The sequence below is a fragment of the Pseudomonas sp. TH31 genome (genome assembly GCF_016650815.1).
Taxonomy (GTDB): Bacteria; Pseudomonadota; Gammaproteobacteria; order Pseudomonadales; family Pseudomonadaceae; genus Aquipseudomonas.
The window spans coordinates 381,437-400,103 of record NZ_JAEKEZ010000006.1 but is presented as its reverse complement, the minus strand read 5'-3'; the positions used below and the strand labels follow the sequence as shown (position 1 = coordinate 400,103).

19 protein-coding genes are annotated in these 18,667 nt (G+C 58.8%); 11 read left to right on the top strand and 8 right to left on the bottom strand.

What is annotated here, in order from left to right:
- Positions 1-97: 97 nt before the first annotated feature.
- The 5 genes from JFV26_RS04960 to JFV26_RS04940 form a co-directional block, all read right to left on the bottom strand.
- Complete coding sequence (locus tag JFV26_RS04960) at positions 98-418, bottom strand: DUF2388 domain-containing protein (RefSeq protein WP_201190679.1); 321 nt, start codon at positions 416-418, stop codon at positions 98-100.
- 67 nt (positions 419-485) lie between these two features.
- Complete coding sequence (locus JFV26_RS04955) at positions 486-935, bottom strand: NfeD family protein (RefSeq protein ID WP_201190273.1); 450 nt, start codon at positions 933-935, stop codon at positions 486-488.
- Positions 936-943: 8 nt separating this feature from the next.
- On the bottom strand, positions 944-1,864 hold the full coding sequence (locus JFV26_RS04950; protein ID WP_201190271.1) for an SPFH domain-containing protein: 921 nt from the start codon (positions 1,862-1,864) through the stop codon (positions 944-946).
- 109 nt (positions 1,865-1,973) lie between these two features.
- On the bottom strand, positions 1,974-3,758 hold the full coding sequence (locus JFV26_RS04945; protein WP_201190269.1) for a GspE/PulE family protein: 1,785 nt from the start codon (positions 3,756-3,758) through the stop codon (positions 1,974-1,976).
- A 114-nt stretch (positions 3,759-3,872) separates the two neighbouring features.
- The gene (locus JFV26_RS04940; protein WP_201190261.1) at positions 3,873-4,211 is read right to left on the bottom strand and encodes a hypothetical protein; all 339 of its coding nucleotides are present in this window, start codon (positions 4,209-4,211) and stop codon (positions 3,873-3,875) included.
- 126 nt (positions 4,212-4,337) lie between these two features.
- On the opposite strand from JFV26_RS04940, the gene JFV26_RS04935 reads away from it, so the two are divergent.
- Positions 4,338-4,808, top strand: a complete 471-nt coding sequence (locus JFV26_RS04935) for an Lrp/AsnC family transcriptional regulator (RefSeq protein ID WP_201190259.1) — start codon at positions 4,338-4,340, stop codon at positions 4,806-4,808.
- An 87-nt stretch (positions 4,809-4,895) separates the two neighbouring features.
- Here JFV26_RS04935 and JFV26_RS04930 read toward each other — a convergent pair whose 3' ends face one another.
- Positions 4,896-6,263 carry a CYTH domain-containing protein gene (locus JFV26_RS04930; RefSeq protein ID WP_201190251.1) on the bottom strand — a complete coding sequence of 456 codons (1,368 nt, stop codon included), beginning with the start codon at positions 6,261-6,263 and terminating at the stop codon, positions 4,896-4,898.
- Between the two features lie 157 nt (positions 6,264-6,420).
- On the opposite strand from JFV26_RS04930, the gene argE reads away from it, so the two are divergent.
- Together argE and argA are read left to right on the top strand one after the other, a co-directional pair.
- The gene (argE, locus tag JFV26_RS04925; RefSeq protein ID WP_201190249.1) at positions 6,421-7,584 is read left to right on the top strand and encodes an acetylornithine deacetylase; all 1,164 of its coding nucleotides are present in this window, start codon (positions 6,421-6,423) and stop codon (positions 7,582-7,584) included.
- A 242-nt stretch (positions 7,585-7,826) separates the two neighbouring features.
- Complete coding sequence (gene argA, locus JFV26_RS04920) at positions 7,827-9,125, top strand: amino-acid N-acetyltransferase (RefSeq protein WP_201190247.1); 1,299 nt, start codon at positions 7,827-7,829, stop codon at positions 9,123-9,125.
- 115 nt (positions 9,126-9,240) lie between these two features.
- On the opposite strand, the gene tauA is transcribed toward argA, so the two are convergent.
- Complete coding sequence (gene tauA / locus JFV26_RS04915) at positions 9,241-10,227, bottom strand: taurine ABC transporter substrate-binding protein (RefSeq protein ID WP_446739900.1); 987 nt, start codon at positions 10,225-10,227, stop codon at positions 9,241-9,243.
- Positions 10,228-10,594: 367 nt separating this feature from the next.
- Between tauA and JFV26_RS04910 the strand changes: the two genes are divergently transcribed.
- The 8 genes from JFV26_RS04910 (at position 10,595) to JFV26_RS04875 (ending at position 17,845) form a co-directional block, all read left to right on the top strand.
- Positions 10,595-11,923 carry an OprD family porin gene (locus tag JFV26_RS04910; RefSeq protein WP_201190243.1) on the top strand — a complete coding sequence of 443 codons (1,329 nt, stop codon included), beginning with the start codon at positions 10,595-10,597 and terminating at the stop codon, positions 11,921-11,923.
- A gap of 298 nt (positions 11,924-12,221) precedes the next feature.
- Positions 12,222-12,860, top strand: coding sequence for a peroxiredoxin (locus JFV26_RS04905; protein ID WP_201190241.1), 639 nt, complete (start codon positions 12,222-12,224; stop codon positions 12,858-12,860).
- Between the two features lie 284 nt (positions 12,861-13,144).
- Entirely contained in the window at positions 13,145-13,738 is a 594-nt protein-coding gene (ssuE, locus tag JFV26_RS04900) for an NADPH-dependent FMN reductase (protein WP_201190239.1), read from the top strand.
- A gap of 110 nt (positions 13,739-13,848) precedes the next feature.
- On the top strand, positions 13,849-14,826 hold the full coding sequence (locus JFV26_RS04895; protein ID WP_201190237.1) for a sulfonate ABC transporter substrate-binding protein: 978 nt from the start codon (positions 13,849-13,851) through the stop codon (positions 14,824-14,826).
- Between the two features lie 25 nt (positions 14,827-14,851).
- The gene (gene ssuD / locus JFV26_RS04890) at positions 14,852-16,000 is read left to right on the top strand and encodes an FMNH2-dependent alkanesulfonate monooxygenase (RefSeq protein WP_201190235.1); all 1,149 of its coding nucleotides are present in this window, start codon (positions 14,852-14,854) and stop codon (positions 15,998-16,000) included.
- A gap of 9 nt (positions 16,001-16,009) precedes the next feature.
- Positions 16,010-16,792 carry an aliphatic sulfonate ABC transporter permease SsuC gene (ssuC, locus tag JFV26_RS04885; RefSeq protein ID WP_201190233.1) on the top strand — a complete coding sequence of 261 codons (783 nt, stop codon included), beginning with the start codon at positions 16,010-16,012 and terminating at the stop codon, positions 16,790-16,792.
- Positions 16,789-17,595: an aliphatic sulfonates ABC transporter ATP-binding protein gene (gene ssuB / locus JFV26_RS04880; protein WP_201190231.1), complete on the top strand. Its 807-nt coding sequence runs from the start codon at positions 16,789-16,791 to the stop codon at positions 17,593-17,595. Before ssuC ends, ssuB begins: the two co-directional genes overlap by 4 nt.
- A 34-nt stretch (positions 17,596-17,629) precedes the next feature.
- Positions 17,630-17,845 (top strand): TOBE domain-containing protein, encoded by a 216-nt coding sequence (locus JFV26_RS04875; protein ID WP_003229256.1) that lies wholly within the window; start codon positions 17,630-17,632, stop codon positions 17,843-17,845.
- A 71-nt stretch (positions 17,846-17,916) separates the two neighbouring features.
- Here JFV26_RS04875 and JFV26_RS04870 read toward each other — a convergent pair whose 3' ends face one another.
- Positions 17,917-18,642 (bottom strand): LuxR family transcriptional regulator, encoded by a 726-nt coding sequence (locus tag JFV26_RS04870; protein WP_201190229.1) that lies wholly within the window; start codon positions 18,640-18,642, stop codon positions 17,917-17,919.
- Positions 18,643-18,667 lie beyond the last annotated feature (25 nt).

Genomic DNA, 18,667 nt, shown 5'->3' with positions numbered 1-18,667 from the left:
ACATACCGCTTTCGCGAGCAGGCTCGCTCCCACAGGGGGTATAGGCCAGGCAAAAAAATGCCGCTCATGTGAGCGGCATTTTTACATCTGTTAAAGCTTAGTCCGAGGCGACGGCATTCTTCGCCAGGATCGCATTCGCCAGTTCCATGTCCGTGGCTTTGAGACCCGGGTTGTCGGCGCGAACTTTCTGCATGGCGGCTTCCAGGTATGGGCCGCGGATACCGCCGTCACTGGCGACGAAGCTGCCGGCATCGTCCTGGGCCGCGACGATCAGCTTGTGATCCTTGAAGGTCAGGTAGGTCGAACCGGTGGTCGCACCGGACGAAATGACGTTACGCCAAAAGCTGTCGGCCATCGCTGAACCAACGGGTAGGGACAGCATGGCAAGGGTAGCGACAGCAAGTTTGAGACGCATGATGGGTGACTCCACTGGATATTAACTACGGGGTTGGATCGCCATTTACCCAATCGAGTTCCATGACCACTCAGTCAGCCGGTTCCACCAGCAGAATCGCCCCTTGCTGGCTGACCACCCGAACCCGGCTGCCAAACGGGGCATCAGGTCCACGGGCGATCCACACGCCATCGGCGACCTTGATCTTGCCGTGGCCGTCGACTATCGCTTCATGTACCACAAAGGTTTTGCCGATCAGTTCCTGGCCCCGCAGATTGAGGTTGGGCTGGTCACTCTCTCTTACGGCACTGCGCTGGCGTCGCCACCAGTACAGGGCAGTGGTAATCGAGAGCAGGCCGAACAGCAGAACCTGCATTTCCCAGGACAGGCTTGGCAGCACAAAGGTCAGTACGCCAACCGCTGCCGCCGCCATGCCGATCCACAGCAGATAACCGCCGGCGCCGAACACTTCAAGAATCAGCAGCACCGTGCCCAGTGCCAGCCAGTCCCAGAACGACAAATGTTGCAGGAATGCCCACATGGCGAGCCTCAGGCTTTCTTGTTATCGAACGTTGCCTTGACGATTTCGCCGATGCCGCCGACTGCGCCGATCATCGAACTGGCCTCAAGCGGCATCAGAATCACTTTGCTGTTGTTGGCCGAGGCCAGCTTGCCCAGGGCATCGATGTACTTCTGCGCGACGAAGTAGTTCACTGCCTGCACGTTGCCGTTAGCGATGGCTTCAGACACCACTTTGGTGGCCTGGGCTTCCGCCTCGGCCTGACGCTCCCGGGCTTCGGACTCGAGGAAAGCCGCCTGACGACCGCCCTCGGCTTCGAGGATCTGTGCCTGCTTCTTGCCTTCGGCAGTCAGGATCGCCGCAGCGCGCAGGCCTTCGGCTTCGAGGATTTGTGCGCGCTTGATCCGCTCGGCCTTCATCTGGCCAGACATGGCAGCCATCAGGTCCGCTGGCGGGCTGATGTCCTTGATCTCGATCCGGGTGATCTTGATGCCCCACGGCGCCGTGGCTTCATCGACGGTGCGCAGCAGTTTTTCGTTGATACCGTCGCGCTGGCTGAGCATCGCATCCAGCTCCATGGAACCGAGCACGGTACGGATATTGGTTTGCAGCAGGTTGCGAATGGCGTGTTCGAGGTTGTTCACCTCGTAGGCGGCCTGCGCAGTGTTGACCACCTGGAAGAAGCACACGGCGTCGATCTGCACCGTGGCGTTATCGGAGGTGATGACTTCCTGAGGCGGAATATCCAGCACGCTTTCCATCACGTTGATCTTGCGACCGATGCGGTCCATCACCGGAATGATGATGTTCAGGCCTGGCTTGAGGGTGTTGGTGTAACGACCGAAGCGCTCGACCGTCCACTGGTAGCCCTGGGGAACGACCTTGAAACCCATGAACAGAATGGCGACGACCAGGCCGACAAACAGTAAAAGCACACTACCGATCTGCATAACGATTCCCTGTTGATCAATGAAATTGCGATGGTTGGAGTGTAGCGGCGCGGGTCGGGTAGCAATACCGGTTAGTCACTCCTTGCATCATCAGGAGACATAAAAGGCTTCATTTCTGCTCGCTCTGCGGTGTCACCCGCAACACTTCCTCGATGGTCGTCAGCCCTGCCGCCACTTTCTGCGCCCCCGACAACCGCAAACTGCGCATGCCTTCCTTGAACGCCTGGCGCCGAATCGCCAGCAAGTCGGTATCGGGGGTGATCAGCGCTTTGATGCTGTCGGTCAGTTGCATGATTTCGTAGACCCCGGCGCGGCCGCGATAGCCGGTGTCGCGGCATTCCAGGCAACCGATGGCGCGATGGGCATTGTTCGGCAGCGGTGCTTGCCAGGGGCGGGTCAGGGTTTGCCAATCCTCTTCCTCAAGGGTCAGCGGTGCCTTGCAGTGGGGGCACAAGGTGCGGACCAGGCGCTGGGCCATGACGCCGAGCACCGTGGCTTTGATCAGGTAATGCGGTACGCCGAGTTCCAGCAGGCGGCTGATTGCGCTCGGCGCGTCGTTGGTGTGCAAGGTCGAAAGCACCAAGTGACCTGTGAGGGCGGCCTGGATCGCCATTTCGGCGGTTTCGAGGTCGCGGATCTCGCCGATCATGATGATGTCCGGATCCTGCCGCATCAGCGCACGCACCCCGGCCGCGAAGGTCAGCTCAATGTTGTGCTGGACCTGCATCTGGTTGAAGGCCGGCTCGACCATTTCGATCGGGTCCTCGATGGTGCAGAGGTTGACCTCCGGGGTCGCCAGTTTTTTCAGGGTTGTATAGAGGGTGGTGGTCTTGCCCGAACCGGTCGGCCCGGTCACCAGGATGATACCGTTGGGCTGGCGGGTCATGTCTTGCCAGCGACGCAGGTCATCGGTGGAGAAGCCCAACTGATCGAAGTCCTTGAGCAGCACTTCCGGATCGAAGATCCGCATCACCATTTTTTCGCCGAACGCAGTGGGCAAGGTCGACAGCCGCAGTTCGACTTCACCGCCGTCCGGGGTCTTGGTCTTGACCCGGCCATCCTGGGGTTTGCGTTTTTCGGCGACGTTCATCCGGCCCAGGCTTTTCAGGCGGCTGACGATGGCCATGGTCACCTGGGGCGGGAATTGATAGACGTTGTGCAACACGCCATCGATGCGAAACCGCACCGTGCCTTGCTCGCGCCGGGGTTCGATATGGATATCACTGGCCCGCTGCTGGAACGCATACTGGAACAGCCAGTCGACGATGTTGACGATGTGCGCGTCGTTGGCGTCCGGCTCCTGATCGCTGGCGCCGAGATTGAGCAGTTGTTCGAAGTTGCCCAGGGTGCTGGTCTGTTGATCGGCGTTGGTGGCGCCGGTAACCGACTTGGCCAGGCGGAAAAACTCCACGCTGAAGCGCTGGATGTCCACCGGGTTGGCCACCACACGCTTGATCGGCAGCTTCAGCACGTGGGTCAGGTCGGCTTCCCAGCCAGTGACGTAGGGCTGCGCGCTGGCGACCGTCACGGCGTCGCGGTCGATGGAGACGGCGAGAATCTTGTGGCGCTGGGCGAAGGCGTAGGACATCAGCGGTGTAATGGCCGCGACGTTGATCTTCAGTGGGTCGATACGCAGATAAGGCTGACCGGCCTGTTGGGACAACCACAGGGTCAGGCTTTCGAGGTCGAGGTGTTTGCCGGGACGGCTGAGGTCGTCCAGGTGTTGGCTGGCAATATACTCCAGCGGGTGCAGTTGGCCATTGGCGGCATGCCGGCGGCGGGCGTTGAGCGCGAGTTCGGCCGAGTCCTGATTGATATAGCCCTGGGCGACCAGTTCTCGTAGCAAATCATTGAGATCCAGCCAGCGGTCCTGAGTGGCAAGTTGAACGGACATGCGGGTTCCTTATGAACAATCCTGCAAACAGCGATCTAGACCGCAGTGTGCCAAGGATAGTCGCGGACCCGCAGACCGTTGGGCCACTACCTGACAAAGCCGTTTTCAGTTATTTCATCCCGCCGCTTGTGCCTGCTTATCCCACGTCGCATCGGCACTTTGCAGGGTCACCGAGCAGACGCTGATCAGGTTACGTAGTTTTTCCGCGATCACTTCGGCACGGTGCCAGTTCAGGCCGTCGATGACGACGTCGATCGACAGCAGGTCGTCCATGCGCTGCACGTTGACCTGTTCCGGGGTCAGAAACTGCAAGGCGAACAGGTTGAGTGCACGGCACAGCAGATCCGGTTCGGCCTCGGCCAGCAGTTGGTATTGAACGCGGCAATGGGCGTTGCTGACATTCCACACGTCGGCGCGGGCTGGTGGGGTATTCACGGCTTCAAGATGCGGCATGCTCGATCTCCAAAATCATTGGAGGAATTTTTACATTCGGTGTCCGGCATTTCTTATCTATGATTGGGCTAGTTGGCGATTTATCGAATCGTTTGATTCAACAAGCTATCAATCAAAGGTTTTTCTATGCGCGCCGAACTGGATGGCTACGACCGCAAAATTCTCGCGTTGCTGCAAGAGGACGCCTCACTCTCCAGCGCACAGATCGCCGAGCAAGTGGGACTGTCACAGTCGCCGTGTTGGCGGCGGATTCAGCGGATGAAGGAGGAGGGGATCATTCGCGGTCAGGTAACCCTGCTCGACCGCAAGAAAATCGGCCTGAACACGCAGATCTTCGCCGAGATCAAACTCAACGCCCACGGGCGTTCGAACTTCACAGAGTTCACCGAGGCGATTCGCGGCTTTCCCGAAGTGCTGGAGTGTTATGTGCTGATGGGGTCGGTGGATTTTTTGCTGAGGATCGTCACGGCGGACATCGAGGCCTATGAGCGCTTCTTCTTCGAGAAGCTGTCGATGGTGCCGGGGATTCAGGAGGTGAACTCGATCGTGGCGTTATCGGAGATCAAGTCCACGACGAGTTTGCCGGTGTTGCGCTAAAGCAAAAGATCGCAGCCTGCGGCAGCTCCTACAGGGGGAATGCGTACACCCGTAGGAGCTGCCGAAGGCTGCGATCTTTTGGCGGTGTTACATACGCAACAACATTTTCCAGGCACGGTTCTGATACACCGCGATGGCCTGCTGCTTGCGCGCATCCAGGCTTTCGTCGGTGATCGGCTCGTTGGCCAGTTGCGCCAGTTTGTTCAGCTCACCGTACAGGCGATCCATTTCCGGGATGTCCAGCACGCCACGGGCATGGTGCATCCAGGCCTGGATGCGCTCGATGCGCGGCAGTTGCTCGGCCAGGTCTTCCGGCTGTTGCTGATAGCGCTGCAATTGCAGGGACGTGGCTTCTTCGCCCAGCAGGCGCGGCAACCAGTTGGCCAGTTGCGCAGCGCCCTGGCGATTGCCGCGCACGTTGCGATCAGCTGCCCAGGTACGAGCCAGCAACCAGCGCGAAGTGTTCAGCGAGAACAGGCCCCAGCGCGGGTCTTCCAGTTCTTCGAGGAACTGCTCCGGCGCGGCTTTGCGCACGTCTTCGTCGTCCAGGCCGGCTTGAACCAGCGGACGCCAGTCTTCCAGCAAGGCGTCGAGCGCAACACGCAGGTCGTGAGTCGACTGACGCGGTGCGGCCTGACCGAGGCTGCTGAGCAGCGCGCGCAGTTCACCGAGGTTTTCGACCCAGTCCTGCAACAGGCGCCAGTGGCCGTTGAAACGATATTGTTCGGCCAGGCGCTGGCTGCTGCCGAGCAAGTGCCAGCTCAGGGCGGCGAAAGCGTCGTCCAGTGGCATTTCGGCAGTGATTTGCGGCGCCGGCAGGCTCAGCGAGTAGCTGTTGGCGTCGTACAAACGATAGCCGCGCTCGGCCTTGCTGATATCACACGGCATCAGGGCCAGGGTCGCGGCCAGTTCGGCGGCCAGTTCCAGCAGCGCGGCAGGTTCGCCTTCACGCAGTTCCAGTTCCAGCTCGCAGATTTCTTCCTTCTGCTTGCCGACCACGACATGGCCGAAGTCCAGCGCCGCTTCGATGACCACTTTGGTCTTGCCACGGCCCCAGGCGATTTCCGCGCGTTCGCGAACGAAATCGGTGGTGAAAATGGCCTTCAGGGTTTTCTTGTCCAGCTCGGCCAGCTCTGCAGGCCAGCATTCGCCGTCGAGTTTCTTCACGTCGAGCTTGGCTTTGGGCAGGTTCCAGTCGTATTCGTTACGCTCGGACAGACCGGCAATGCTCTGGCCTCGGGTCTTGAGGGTCTGAATCACTTCTTCGCCATCGCGGCGCAGGCGCAGGGCAACCTTGGCGCGGGCCAGGTCGCGCTCAGGCGTGTCGAAGTACTGGTTCATCAACTCACGGCGTTCCCAGCCACTTTTGTTGCGTTTTTTCAGTAGCGGGTGCTCGCGCAGGGCAGCGAGGGTTTCGCGGCTGACGCGGAGTTTGATTTCGGTTTCTTTCTGCATGGCCGGAAAATCCAGGATCGGGAGCGCAGCCGGGGGAATGTGTGGCTGCCAAGGTCGTGCAGTGTACAGGACTCGTCCGCGATAGGGTCCGCGGCGGTTTATTCCTGAAGCAGGATGGTTCTATGATGGACTTCAAATCGGGAGTTGGGAGTCAGCGATGCCTTTGCCGTCCATGAAAGATCAGTTCGCTGCGCTGATCGCTGCGCCGTCGGTCAGTTGTACCCAGCCGAGCCTGGATCAAACCAATCGTCCGGTGATCGATTTGCTGGCGACCTGGCTCGGTGATTTGGGTTTTGCCTGCGATATCCAGCAGGTCAGCCCCGGCAAATTCAACTTGCTCGCCAGTTTTGGTTCCGGCCCCGGCGGGCTGGTGCTGGCCGGGCACAGCGACACCGTGCCGTTCGATGGCGCGTTGTGGCAGACCGATCCCTTGAAACTGACGGAAGTGGACGGCCGCTGGGTCGGCCTCGGCAGTTGTGACATGAAGGGCTTTTTCGCCTTGGCCATCGAAGCGGTCATCCCGCTGCTCGACCAGCCGTTCAAGCAGCCCTTGATGATCCTCGCCACCTGCGATGAAGAAAGCTCGATGTCCGGAGCGCGTGCCCTGGCCGCCGCTGGCCGCCCGCTGGGCCGGGCGGCGGTGATTGGTGAGCCGACTGGCCTGAAGCCGATCCGCCTGCATAAAGGCGTGATGATGGAACGCATCGATATTCTCGGTCGCAGCGGCCATTCCTCGGACCCAAGCCTGGGGCACAGTGCTCTCGAAGCCATGCACGACGCGATTGGCGAACTGCGCGGCTTGCGCCTGCGGTGGCAACGCGAATTCCGCAATCCGCAGTTCAGCGTGCCGCAACCGACGATGAACTTCGGCTGCATCCACGGCGGTGACAACCCCAACCGTATCTGTGGCCAGTGTTCGCTGGAATTTGACCTGCGACCGTTGCCGGGCATGGACCCGAATGCCCTGCGCACGGCGATTTTGCAGAAGCTCAAGCCGATTGCCGAGCGGCATCAGGTGAAGATCGATTACGCGCCGCTGTTCCCCGAAGTGCCGCCGTTCGAGCAGGCCGAAGACGCCGAATTGGTCCGGGTCGCAGAAAAGCTCACCGGTCATCGTGCCGAAGCAGTAGCGTTCGGCACGGAAGCGCCTTATCTTCAGCGTCTTGGCTGCGAAACACTGGTGCTCGGCCCGGGCGACATCGCCTGCGCTCACCAACCGGGGGAATACCTCCAAATGTCACGTTTGCAGCCTACCGTGCATCTATTAAGACAACTGATTGAACATTACTGCCTGACACCGGCACAAACGCCTGTCGGTTGAACGCAAACCGTGTAGGAGCTGCCGGAGGCTGCGATCTTTTGATCCTGATCTTAAAAACAAGATCAAAAGATCGCAGCCTTCGGCAGCTCCTACGGGGGCGCGTATAAATTGCCAGTGTCCAAACCCGTATTCATGAGGAGAGCTCGCGTGTTGCCAAGCCTGTTCCGACGATAACCACCAGCCCGTTGTGCGTTTTGTGTTCCGCCCATTTTTTGGCTGCTATTTATTACAGGCCCAGGTTCATGCCCGACTACGTTAATTGGCTTCGTCACGCGTCTCCTTACATCAATGCCCACCGCGATTGCACGTTCGTCGTCATGCTGCCCGGCGACGGTGTGGAGCATCCGAACTTCGGCAATATCGTCCACGACCTGGTGCTGTTGCACAGCCTCGGCGTGCGACTGGTGCTGGTCCATGGTTCCCGTCCGCAAATTGAAACCCGCCTCGCCGCACGCGGCTTGATCCCGCATTACCACCACGGGATGCGGATCACTGATGCCGCGACCCTGGAATGCGTGATCGATGCGGTCGGTCAGCTGCGCATCGCCATTGAAGCGCGGTTGTCCATGGACTTGGCCTCATCGCCGATGCAGGGCTCGCGGCTGCGGGTGGCCAGCGGCAACCTGGTGACGGCCCGGCCAATCGGCGTGCTCGAAGGTGTCGACTATCACCACACCGGCGAAGTGCGCCGGGTCGACCGCAAGGGCATCAATCGCCTGCTGGACGAGCGTTCCATCGTGTTGCTGTCGCCGCTGGGCTACTCGCCGACCGGTGAGATTTTCAACCTGGCCTGTGAAGACGTCGCCACCCGTGCGGCCATCGACCTCGGCGCGGACAAACTGCTGCTGTTCGGCGCCGACCTGGGCTTGATCGATGAACACGGTCACCTGGTTCGCGAGTTGCGCCCACAACAGGTGCCGGCGCATCTGCAGCGCCTGGGCAGCAACTATCAGGCTGAGTTGCTGGATGCGGCGGCTGAAGCGTGTCGTGGCGGCGTGGCGCGCAGCCATATCGTCAGCTACGCCGAAGACGGTGCGCTGCTGACCGAACTGTTCACCCGTGACGGTGGCGGTACGTTGGTGGCCCAGGAACAATTCGAGCTGGTGCGCGAAGCGGCGATTGAAGACGTCGGCGGCTTGCTGGACTTGATCAGCCCGTTGGAAGAGCAGGGGATTCTGGTACGCCGTTCCCGTGAAGTGCTGGAGCGTGAGGTCGAGCAGTTCAGCGTGGTCGAGCGCGAAGGCATGATCATCGCCTGCGCGGCGCTGTATCAGATTGCCGATTCGGATGCCGGCGAACTGGCCTGTCTGGCGGTGAACCCGGAGTATCGCCATGGCGGTCGTGGCGATGAATTGCTGGAGCGGATCGAAACCCGTGCTCGGGCGCAGGGGCTGAAAACCTTGTTCGTGCTGACCACCCGGACCGCTCACTGGTTCCGCGAACGCGGCTTTGAGCCAAGTAGCGTCGAGCGTCTGCCGTCGGCGCGGGCGTCGCTGTACAACTATCAGCGTAATTCGAAGATCTTCGAAAAGAGCCTCTGAGGACATCGCCCCTTGTAGGAGCTGCCGAAGGCTGCGATCTTTTGACTTTGGCGATCATGACATCGCAGGAAGATCAAAAGATCGCAGCCTCCGGCAGCTCCTACAGGGGGAGCGTTTATTCCTGTACGAACTTCGCGCTGACATACGGCGAGTAATCCGGCAGCACCGTTTCGACCTTCCCTTGCTCCTTCAAAAACCTCGCGGTCTCACCCATTGCCTTGGCTGTGCCGCCATCCAGCAGTGCGGTGGTCTGTTGTGCCTTGGCGTCCGGAAAGGTGGAGCCGGCCAGCAACTCCGGCACGTCGGCGGCATTGGCTCCGGTCAGTTTGGCGATTTTCCGGACCGGCACCGAGTCGGCGGTCCAGCTGTCTTTATGGGCGGCATAGTCGGCGAAGGAGTCCAGGGTGACCTTGGCGAATTTGGCCAGCACTTCCGGATGCTTCTCGGCGTAATCCTTGCGAGCAACCCAGACCTCGAAGGTCGGCGCACCCCATTGGCCGACCTGCGCCGCATCGGTCAAGGTCTTGCCGGTCTTACGAATTTCCCCCAGTGCCGGCGACCAGACAAACGCGCCGTCGATGTCGCCACGCTTCCAGGCCGCGGCGATTTCAGCAGGTTGCAGGTTCACCACTTTGACTTTTGAAGCATCCAGACCCCAATGCTTCAGTGCGCCGAGCAGGCTGTAATGGGACGTTGAAACGAAGGGCGTGGCGATGGTCTTGCCGATCAGATCTTCCGGTTTATTGATGCCGCTGCCATTACGCACAACCAAGGCTTCGGCGGCGTTGATCTGGGCGGATACGATAAACGCGACGATTGGCAGGTTGCGTGAAGCGGCCGCGGCCAAGGGGCTGGAACCCAGGTTGCCGATCTGCACATCGCCGGAGGCAATGGCGGTGACCACTTCCGGGCCGCTATTAAAACGCCGCCAGTCAATTTTCTGTCCAATGGCTGTCTCATAAGTGCCATCTGCCTGAGGTACTTTGCTCGGGTCGATACCGGTCTGATAGCCGACTGTGAGGTTGGCTGCCTGAGCACCACAGGAAATTAATATCGATATACAAACTGTAACAATTTGACTGGATAGTGCGCGTTTGGCCATCATGGCGTCGCCTTTTCGATAGGGGTTGACGAATTGAAGATGCGTCAAAGCTAATCGATCTAAAAAAAGGCTAATAAATACCATTTAGTAATTAGCTTATTAGCCGATATCCGATGTCCCGATGCGGTTTCGCGTTGATAAGCTATATTCCATAGTGGTATGAAAAAGAATGAAATAATTCTTTTTGGGTTTATGAGAAATTCATTACCCTGCAGGGACCAAATCACTGCGATTAGACCTTAGTCGTAGACACATAAGGTTACGATTGACTTGTCAGTCACGGTCTGGCGCTAATCGCGCATCTTCGGATCCAGGGCATACGACCCGGGACCAGATACACAAGAATTAGAACGAGAGGAGCGAAACAATGAACAAGTCCACTTTGGCCCTGGCTGTGGCCGTGGGGGTTTTGGCGCAGCAGGCAGGCGCCGCCGGTTTCATCGAAGACAGCAAGGCTACCTTGGGTCTGCGTAACTTCTACATCAATACCGATAACCGCGATGGCACTGGCGCGAACAAGAACGAAGAGTGGGGCCAAGGCTTCGATCTGCGTTTCATCTCGGGTTACACCCAAGGCACTGTTCAGTTCGGCGTTGATGCGATCGGCTTGTACGGCGTGCGTCTGGATTCCAGCCCGGCCAAGAGCGGTAACTCCAGTGGCACTTCTTCTGGCGGCACCGTGTTCCCGAGCGATGGCAACAGTGCTGTTCCAGACTTCGCAAGCCTGGGTCTGACCGGTAAGGTCAAGATCTCCCAGACCGAACTGAAAGTCGGCACCCTGATGCCGAACAACCCGGTCATCAAGTACAACGATGGTCGTCTGCTGCCACAAACCTTCACCGGCGGTCAGCTCACTTCGAACGAAATCAAAGACCTGACCCTGACCGCTGGTCAAATCGAGTCGGCCAAAGGCCGTAACTCCAGCAACGACGAAGATCTGTCGATCGCTGGCGCCAACAAAGGCTCCAACTACGACACCGGCCAGTTCAGCAACAAGTTCTACTACGCTGGCGCTGACTACAAGATCACCAAGGATCTGACCGCTTCGTACTACTTCGGTGAGCTGAAAGACTTCTACTCGCAGAACTTCCTGGGCCTGGTGCACAACTGGTCCATCGGTCCTGGCATCCTGAAAAGTGACCTGCGTTACTACCGCAGCCGCGACAACGGTGCCAACGGCGATACCTCTGCCTACTTCACCTCCGGTTACTATCCGGACAACAAGACCAAAACTGCAGGTAAAGTCGACAACGACCTGTACAGCTACCTGGCCTTGTACTCGGTTGAAGGTCACACCTTCGGCGGCGGCTACCAGTACACCAAGGGCGACAGCGATTTCCCTTGGCTGAACCAGGGTGACGGTTCGTCCAACAGCACCATCACCGACATGCAGATCCAGAAGTTTGCCCGTGCTGGCGAACGTACCTGGCAAGCTCGCTACGCGTATGACTTCGCCAAAGTCGGCCTGCCAGGCCTGACCGCTGGTGTGATCTACCTGCGTGGTAGCAACATCGCCACTTCCACTGGCGACAAAACCGAGTGGGAACGTGACCTGACCGTAGGTTATGTTGTTCCACAAGGCCCGCTGAAAAACCTCGGCGTTGCCTGGAAAAACGCTATGTGGCGCACCGACATCGCTACTCGCGACCAGGACGAAAACCGCCTGATCGTCAGCTACTCGATCCCGCTGTTGTAATAGCGTGACCTTGTAAGCCTGAGTAAAGAAAAGCCCCGCCCGGCACCACGCCGAGCGGGGCTTTTGCGTTTTCAAGGCGGAGTCACCCCCGTAATCCCGCCTCGAAACTTTCCCGCTGTGCAGCTACTCAAGGCCTTCTCGAACCTTGTGAGCGATGTTCGTCTCGATGACCGTGCAGGTCCAGTGAACAGATCTTTAATATTCATTTATGATCTAAATAAATCGATATTTATTCTTTTTAAACCATAAAAAACACAGGCACAGTTGAGCTCATCAAGCACTCACCAGGAGCAGCACCATGAGCCTCAGACTTGGCGACATCGCCCCCGACTTTGAACAGGACTCCAGCGCCGGCACCATCCGTTTCCATGAATGGCTGGGCGATAGCTGGGGCGTGCTGTTTTCCCACCCGGCGGACTTCACCCCGGTGTGCACCACCGAACTGGGCTTCACCGCCAAGCTCAAGGATGAATTTGCCCGGCGCGGGGTAAAAACCATCGCGCTGTCCGTCGACCCGGTGGACTCGCACCACAAGTGGATCGAGGACATCAACGAAACCCAGAACACGATCGTCAACTTCCCGATCCTGGCCGACGCTGATCGCAAGGTCTCGGACCTGTACGACCTGATTCACCCGAATGCCAACGACACCCTGACCGTGCGCTCGCTGTTCGTGATCGACCCGAACAAGAAGGTTCGGCTGACCATCACTTATCCGGCCAGCACCGGTCGCAACTTTCATGAAATCCTGCGGGTGATCGACTCGCTGCAACTCACCGATAACTACAAAGTGGCTACCCCGGCCAACTGGCAGGACGGTGATGAAGTGGTGATCGTGCCGTCGCTCAAGGACGAAGACGAAATCAAGAAACGCTTTCCCAAGGGCTACCGCGCGGTGAAACCGTACCTGCGCCTGACGCCGCAGCCCAATCGTTGAATATCAAAAGATCGCAGCCTTCGGCAGCTCCTACGGGGGTTCGTCGATCTATGTAGGAGCTGCCGCAGGCTGCGATCTTTTCAAGGCATCCACAAAGCAGGGGATTTCAGGCCGTTTTCACGGCCTATTTTTTTGCCTGGGAAAAGGTGGTCTGTATAGATCTGTAAAGAATAACTAAATGAATAAATATGATTTATGGATATATAAATCACCTGTTAAGGTCACTCCCATCAAAGCGAGATCGCGCACGGCGAATCGCCAACACCGCTCAAGGAATCATCTGAATGCTGGTCGTCTCACTCGGTGGCAGCCCCAGCCAACGCTCTCGTTCCGGGGTGCTGCTGGAGCGTTCGCAACGCTGGTTGCAGGAACAAGGTGTGGAAGTGGTGAGTTATCAGGTGCGGGACTTCCCGGCTGAAGACTTGCTGCATGCCCGCTTCGACAGCCCGAAGGTGATCGACCTGCTGCAACAGATTGAAAACGCCGATGGCCTGCTGATCGCAACGCCGGTCTACAAGGCATCGTTCTCCGGCGCATTGAAAACCGTATTGGATCTGCTCCCCGAGCGTGCCCTGGCCCACAAAGTGGTGTTGCCAATGGCCACCGGCGGCAGCATCGCCCACATGTTGGCAGTGGATTACGCACTCAAACCAGTTCTCTCGGCATTGAAAGCCCAGGAAATGCTCCACGGGATTTTCGCCGTGGACAGCCAGATCGCTTACGGTGAAGGCAGCGGCCAGGCGCAGTTGGCGCCCGAGCTGGAAGAACGACTGAATGAATCACTGGAGCTGTTTTTCAGCGCCATGGCGCGACGGCCCAAGCCGATCGATCCGAACCTGCTGAACGAACGTTTGTTGAGTGCTCGCTGGAGCATTTAAGCCGGCTAAGCCGGCACTTAAGCCACCCCTGAATTTGAAGTCCTCACCTTACTCAGCCGCTAACGGCCAAGCAGGTGCAGCCAAAACCCAACAGCAAATAGGAGAGCGCTATGCGCACTGTCATTTTGCGTCGTGGTCTGGTCGCTCTGTTTGCTGCGGCCGCCTTCGGCGTTATTTCCCAAGCTCAAGCGCTTTCTACCCATGAAGGCGTGCTGCGAATCGGTTATCAAAAGTACGGCACCCTGGTGCTGCTCAAAGCCAAAGGCACCCTGGAAAAACGCCTCGCCGCCCAAGGCGTGGACGTGCAATGGACTGAGTTTCCCGGCGGCCCGCAGCTGCTGGAAGGCCTGAACGTCGGCTCGATCGACTTCGGTGTCACCGGTGAAACGCCTCCGGTATTCGCCCAGGCGGCCGGCGCCGATCTGCTCTACGTCGCCTACGAACCGCCAGCACCGCACAGCGAAGCGATCCTGGTGCCGAAGGACTCGCCGATCAAATCGGTGCAGGACCTCAAGGGCAAGAAAGTCGTCCTGAACAAAGGCTCCAACGTTCACTACCTGTTGGTTCGTGCGCTGGAAGATGCCGGCCTCAAATACACCGACATCCAGACCGTATTCCTGCCGCCCGCCGATGCCCGCGCCGCGTTCGAGCGCGGCAGTGTCGATGCCTGGGTGATCTGGGACCCGTACCAGGCTGCCGCCGAACAGCAACTGCAAGCGCGCACCCTGCGCGATGGCCAGGGCATCGTCGACAACCACCAGTTCTACCTGGCGACCAAACCCTACGCGCAGAAAAATCCCGGGGTGATCAAGGCCCTCGTCGAAGAAGTGCGCGCGGTCGGCGAATGGTCCAAGGCCAATCCCGAAGACGTCACCAAACAAGTTTCGCCTCTGCTCGGCCTGCCGGCAGACATCACCCTGACCTCGGTCAAACGCCAGGGCTACGGTGCGCTGTTCCTCACGCCGGAAGTGGTCGCCGCCCAACAGAAGATTGCCGACAGCTTCTACCTGCTCAAGCTGATTCCCAAGCCCTTGAGCATCAAAGACGTGATCTGGACGCCACCGGCAGCCGTTGCCAAAGCGCAGTAATTCGATTTCCCAAGGAGACCACTCCATGAGCCTCAATATTTTCTGGTTCCTGCCTACCCACGGCGACGGCCATTACCTTGGCACCGCCGAAGGCGCTCGCGCCGTTGACCACGGTTACCTGCAACAGATCGCCCAGGCGGCGGATCGCCTGGGTTTCGGCGGTGTGCTGATTCCCACCGGTCGCTCTTGCGAAGACTCATGGCTGGTGGCCGCGTCGCTGATCCCGGTGACCCAGCGTTTGAAGTTCCTTGTCGCCCTGCGCCCCGGGATCATTTCCCCGACGGTGGCGGCGCGGCAAGCGGCAACCCTGGATCGCTTGTCCGGCGGTCGTGCGCTGTTCAACCTGGTGACCGGTGGTGATCCGGATGAGCTGGCCGGCGATGGTTTGTTCCTCAGCCACGAAGAGCGGTATCAGGCTTCGGTGGAATTCACCCGCATCTGGCGCCGTGTACTGGAAGGCGAAACCGTTGATTACGACGGCCAGCACATCAGCGTGAAGGGCGCCAAGTTGCTCTACCCTCCAATCCAGCAACCGCGTCCGCCGCTGTACTTCGGTGGATCTTCAGACGCTGCACAGGACTTGGCCGCCGAACAGGTGGAAATGGTCCTGACCTGGGGCGAACCACCGGCCGCTGTCGCCGAGAAGATTGAGCAAGTGCGGGCCAAAGCCGCGAAGCTCGGTCGTACCGTACGCTTCGGCATTCGCCTGCATGTGATCGTTCGTGAAACCAACGAAGAAGCGTGGCAAGCGGCGGATCGGCTGATTTCGCATGTGGACGACGAGACCATCGCTCGGGCCCAGGCTTCGCTGTCGCGGTTCGATTCGGTGGGTCAGCAACGCATGGCCGCACTGCATGGCGGTAGCCGCGACAACCTGGAAGTCAGCCCCAATCTCTGGGCCGGTGTCGGTCTGGTGCGTGGCGGTGCCGGCACCGCATTGGTGGGCGATGGCCCGACCGTGGCCGCGCGCATGAAGGAATACGCAGACCTGGGTATCGACACGTTCATCTTCTCCGGTTATCCACACCTGGAAGAGGCCTACCGCGTCGCCGAATTACTGTTCCCGCACATCGACGTCCAACGCCCGGAATTGCCGCAAGGTGCCAACTACGTCAGCCCGTTTGGCGAGATGGTGGCCAACGACATCCTTCCCAAAGCCGCGTCCCAGAGCTGAGGCGCCGCCATGAAGAAAATTATCCACACCCTCGCGCCCTGGGCGTTGCCGGTGTTGTTGCTGGCGGTGTGGCAGTTATCGGTGTCGGCGGGCTGGTTGTCGACGCGGATTCTGCCGGCGCCCATCGCGGTGATCGAAGCCGGCGTGAGCCTGGTGCGCAGCGGCGAAATCTGGACCCACCTCGCCATCAGTGGCTGGCGCGCGGCGCTGGGTTTCACCATTGGCGGCGGCATTGGTCTGGCGTTGGGCTTTATCACCGGCTTGTCGAAGTGGGGCGAACGCTTGCTCGACAGTTCGGTGCAGATGATCCGCAACGTGCCGCACCTGGCGCTGATTCCGCTGGTGATCCTGTGGTTTGGCATCGATGAGTCGGCGAAGATTTTCCTGGTGGCTCTGGGCACGTTGTTCCCGATCTACCTCAATACCTATCACGGCATCCGCAACGTCGATCCGGCGCTGGTGGAGATGGCGCGCAGTTATGGCTTGTCCGGTTTCAGTCTGTTCCGCCAGGTGATCCTGCCGGGAGCGTTGCCGTCGATTCTGGTCGGTGTGCGTTTCGCGCTGGGCTTTATGTGGCTGACGTTGATCGTTGCCGAAACCATTTCCGCGAGTTCCGGCATCGGCTACCTGGCGATGAATGCCCGGGAGTTCTTGCAGACCGACGTGGTGGTGCTGGCGATTCTGTTGTACGCGGTGCTCGGCAAACTGGCCGACCTCGCGGCCCGAGGACTTGAACGGGTGTGGTTGCGCTGGCATCCGGCGTATCAGGTCGCTAAAGGAGGTGCCGCATGACTGCTCAACAACCTCCACGCCTGCTGCGCGGGATCCCGCTGGCGGTGCGCAAGCTGCAAAAGACCTTTGGTTCGCGGCAAGTGCTGCGCGAGATCGATCTGCACATTCCGGCCGGTCAATTCGTCGCCGTGGTCGGTCGCAGCGGTTGCGGCAAAAGCACTTTGCTGCGCTTGCTCGCCGGTCTCGACCTGCCGACGGGCGGCGAATTGCTCGCCGGTTCTGCACCGCTGAGTGATGCCCGGGAAGACACGCGATTGATGTTCCAGGAAGCGCGTCTGCTGCCGTGGAAAAAAGTTATCGACAACGTCGGCCTCGGGCTCAAGGGCAACTGGCGGCCACAAGCACTGGATGCGTTGGAGTCGGTAGGCCTGGCGGATCGCGCCAATGAGTGGCCGGCGGCCTTGTCCGGTGGCCAGAAGCAACGTGTGGCCCTGGCCCGCGCGCTGATCCACCAACCGCGCTTGCTGTTGCTGGACGAGCCCCTGGGCGCCCTCGATGCCCTGACCCGAATTGAAATGCAGCAACTGATCGAACGGCTCTGGCAAAAGCACGGCTTCACCGTGTTGCTGGTGACCCACGACGTCAGTGAAGCGGTGGCCATTGCCGATCGGGTGATCCTGATCGAAGAGGGTGAAGTCGGCCTCGACCTGCACGTGGAACTGCCGCGCCCTCGGGTACGTGGCTCCCATAGGCTGGCGGCGCTGGAAACCGAAGTCCTCAATCGCGTGCTGTCACTGCCCGGCGAACCGCCGGAACCGGAACCTGTTTCACCATTGCCTACGCAACTGCGCTGGGCGCAATAACTCACGTCTCATCTCAACGACAGGAATCAACATCATGACTATCAAAGCCATCAACGTTCGTAACCAGTTCAAAGGCTCGATCAAGGAAATCGTGCTGGGTGACGTGCTGTCGGAAATCGACGTACAGACCGCTTCCGGCATCGTCACTTCTGTCATCACCACTCGCTCGGTGAAAGAGCTGGAACTGGTGGTCGGCAGCGAAGTGATCGCGTTCGTGAAATCGACCGAGGTGTCGATCGCGAAGTTGTGATTGATGCGTCACATACAGCCCTGGACGGTGCAAGCCCTTCGGGGTTTTTTATGTGCAGCGTCCAAGTACCTCTAATATATCTGCAGACACAGACCATCTTGTTGAGCCTTGGATATAGCATGCTTGGCATTGGCAACATCAAGTTTTTCTACAATGTTGCGCATGTGAAACTTTACCGTGCGTACGCTAATGCTGGTTATTAGAGAGATTTCAGAATAAGTCTTGCCGATGCTCGCCCATTTCAGAATTTCGTGTTCACGTTGAGTCAGTGGCTTGGTCGAATTTTCATCAAATATGAGATCCAGTAATTGCGGGCTGGCGACCATCAGTTGATGGACTCGGATGAGCAGCATCTGCAACTCGGCTTTATGCTGTTCGAGGAGGTGGCCGCGCGCAGGGTCCAACCTGTTGCAAACACTAAGGAGTGAGAAACAGCCGTTGGCATCATGAAGTGTAAAGCAATAACCGTCGGTAATAGGGTAGCGTTTTACTTTCTCGAAAAACTTAAATGCTGCGGCTGTCATAGATTGGATTTCAGCGGAGGAATAGGGCGCAGTCGCACGAAGTCCGAATTGAATGATAGGATCTGTAAGGTGAAGGCTCCCCAGTTTATATTGTTTTATCCAGTGGAGGGGGAAGTTGCTCATTAGGAAGGCTTTTCGAATATTTGCTTTTCTTGCAATAAAGTAGGTGAAGCGCCGAAAACCTTTACGTCTCAGCTCAAGTTCAAGATTTGTTTGGACACGCGAAATCAACTCGGTTGAGTTGTTGTCGTATGGTTTGTTATCTATATCCATATAGGGGTAACCTGATGTGAGTGAC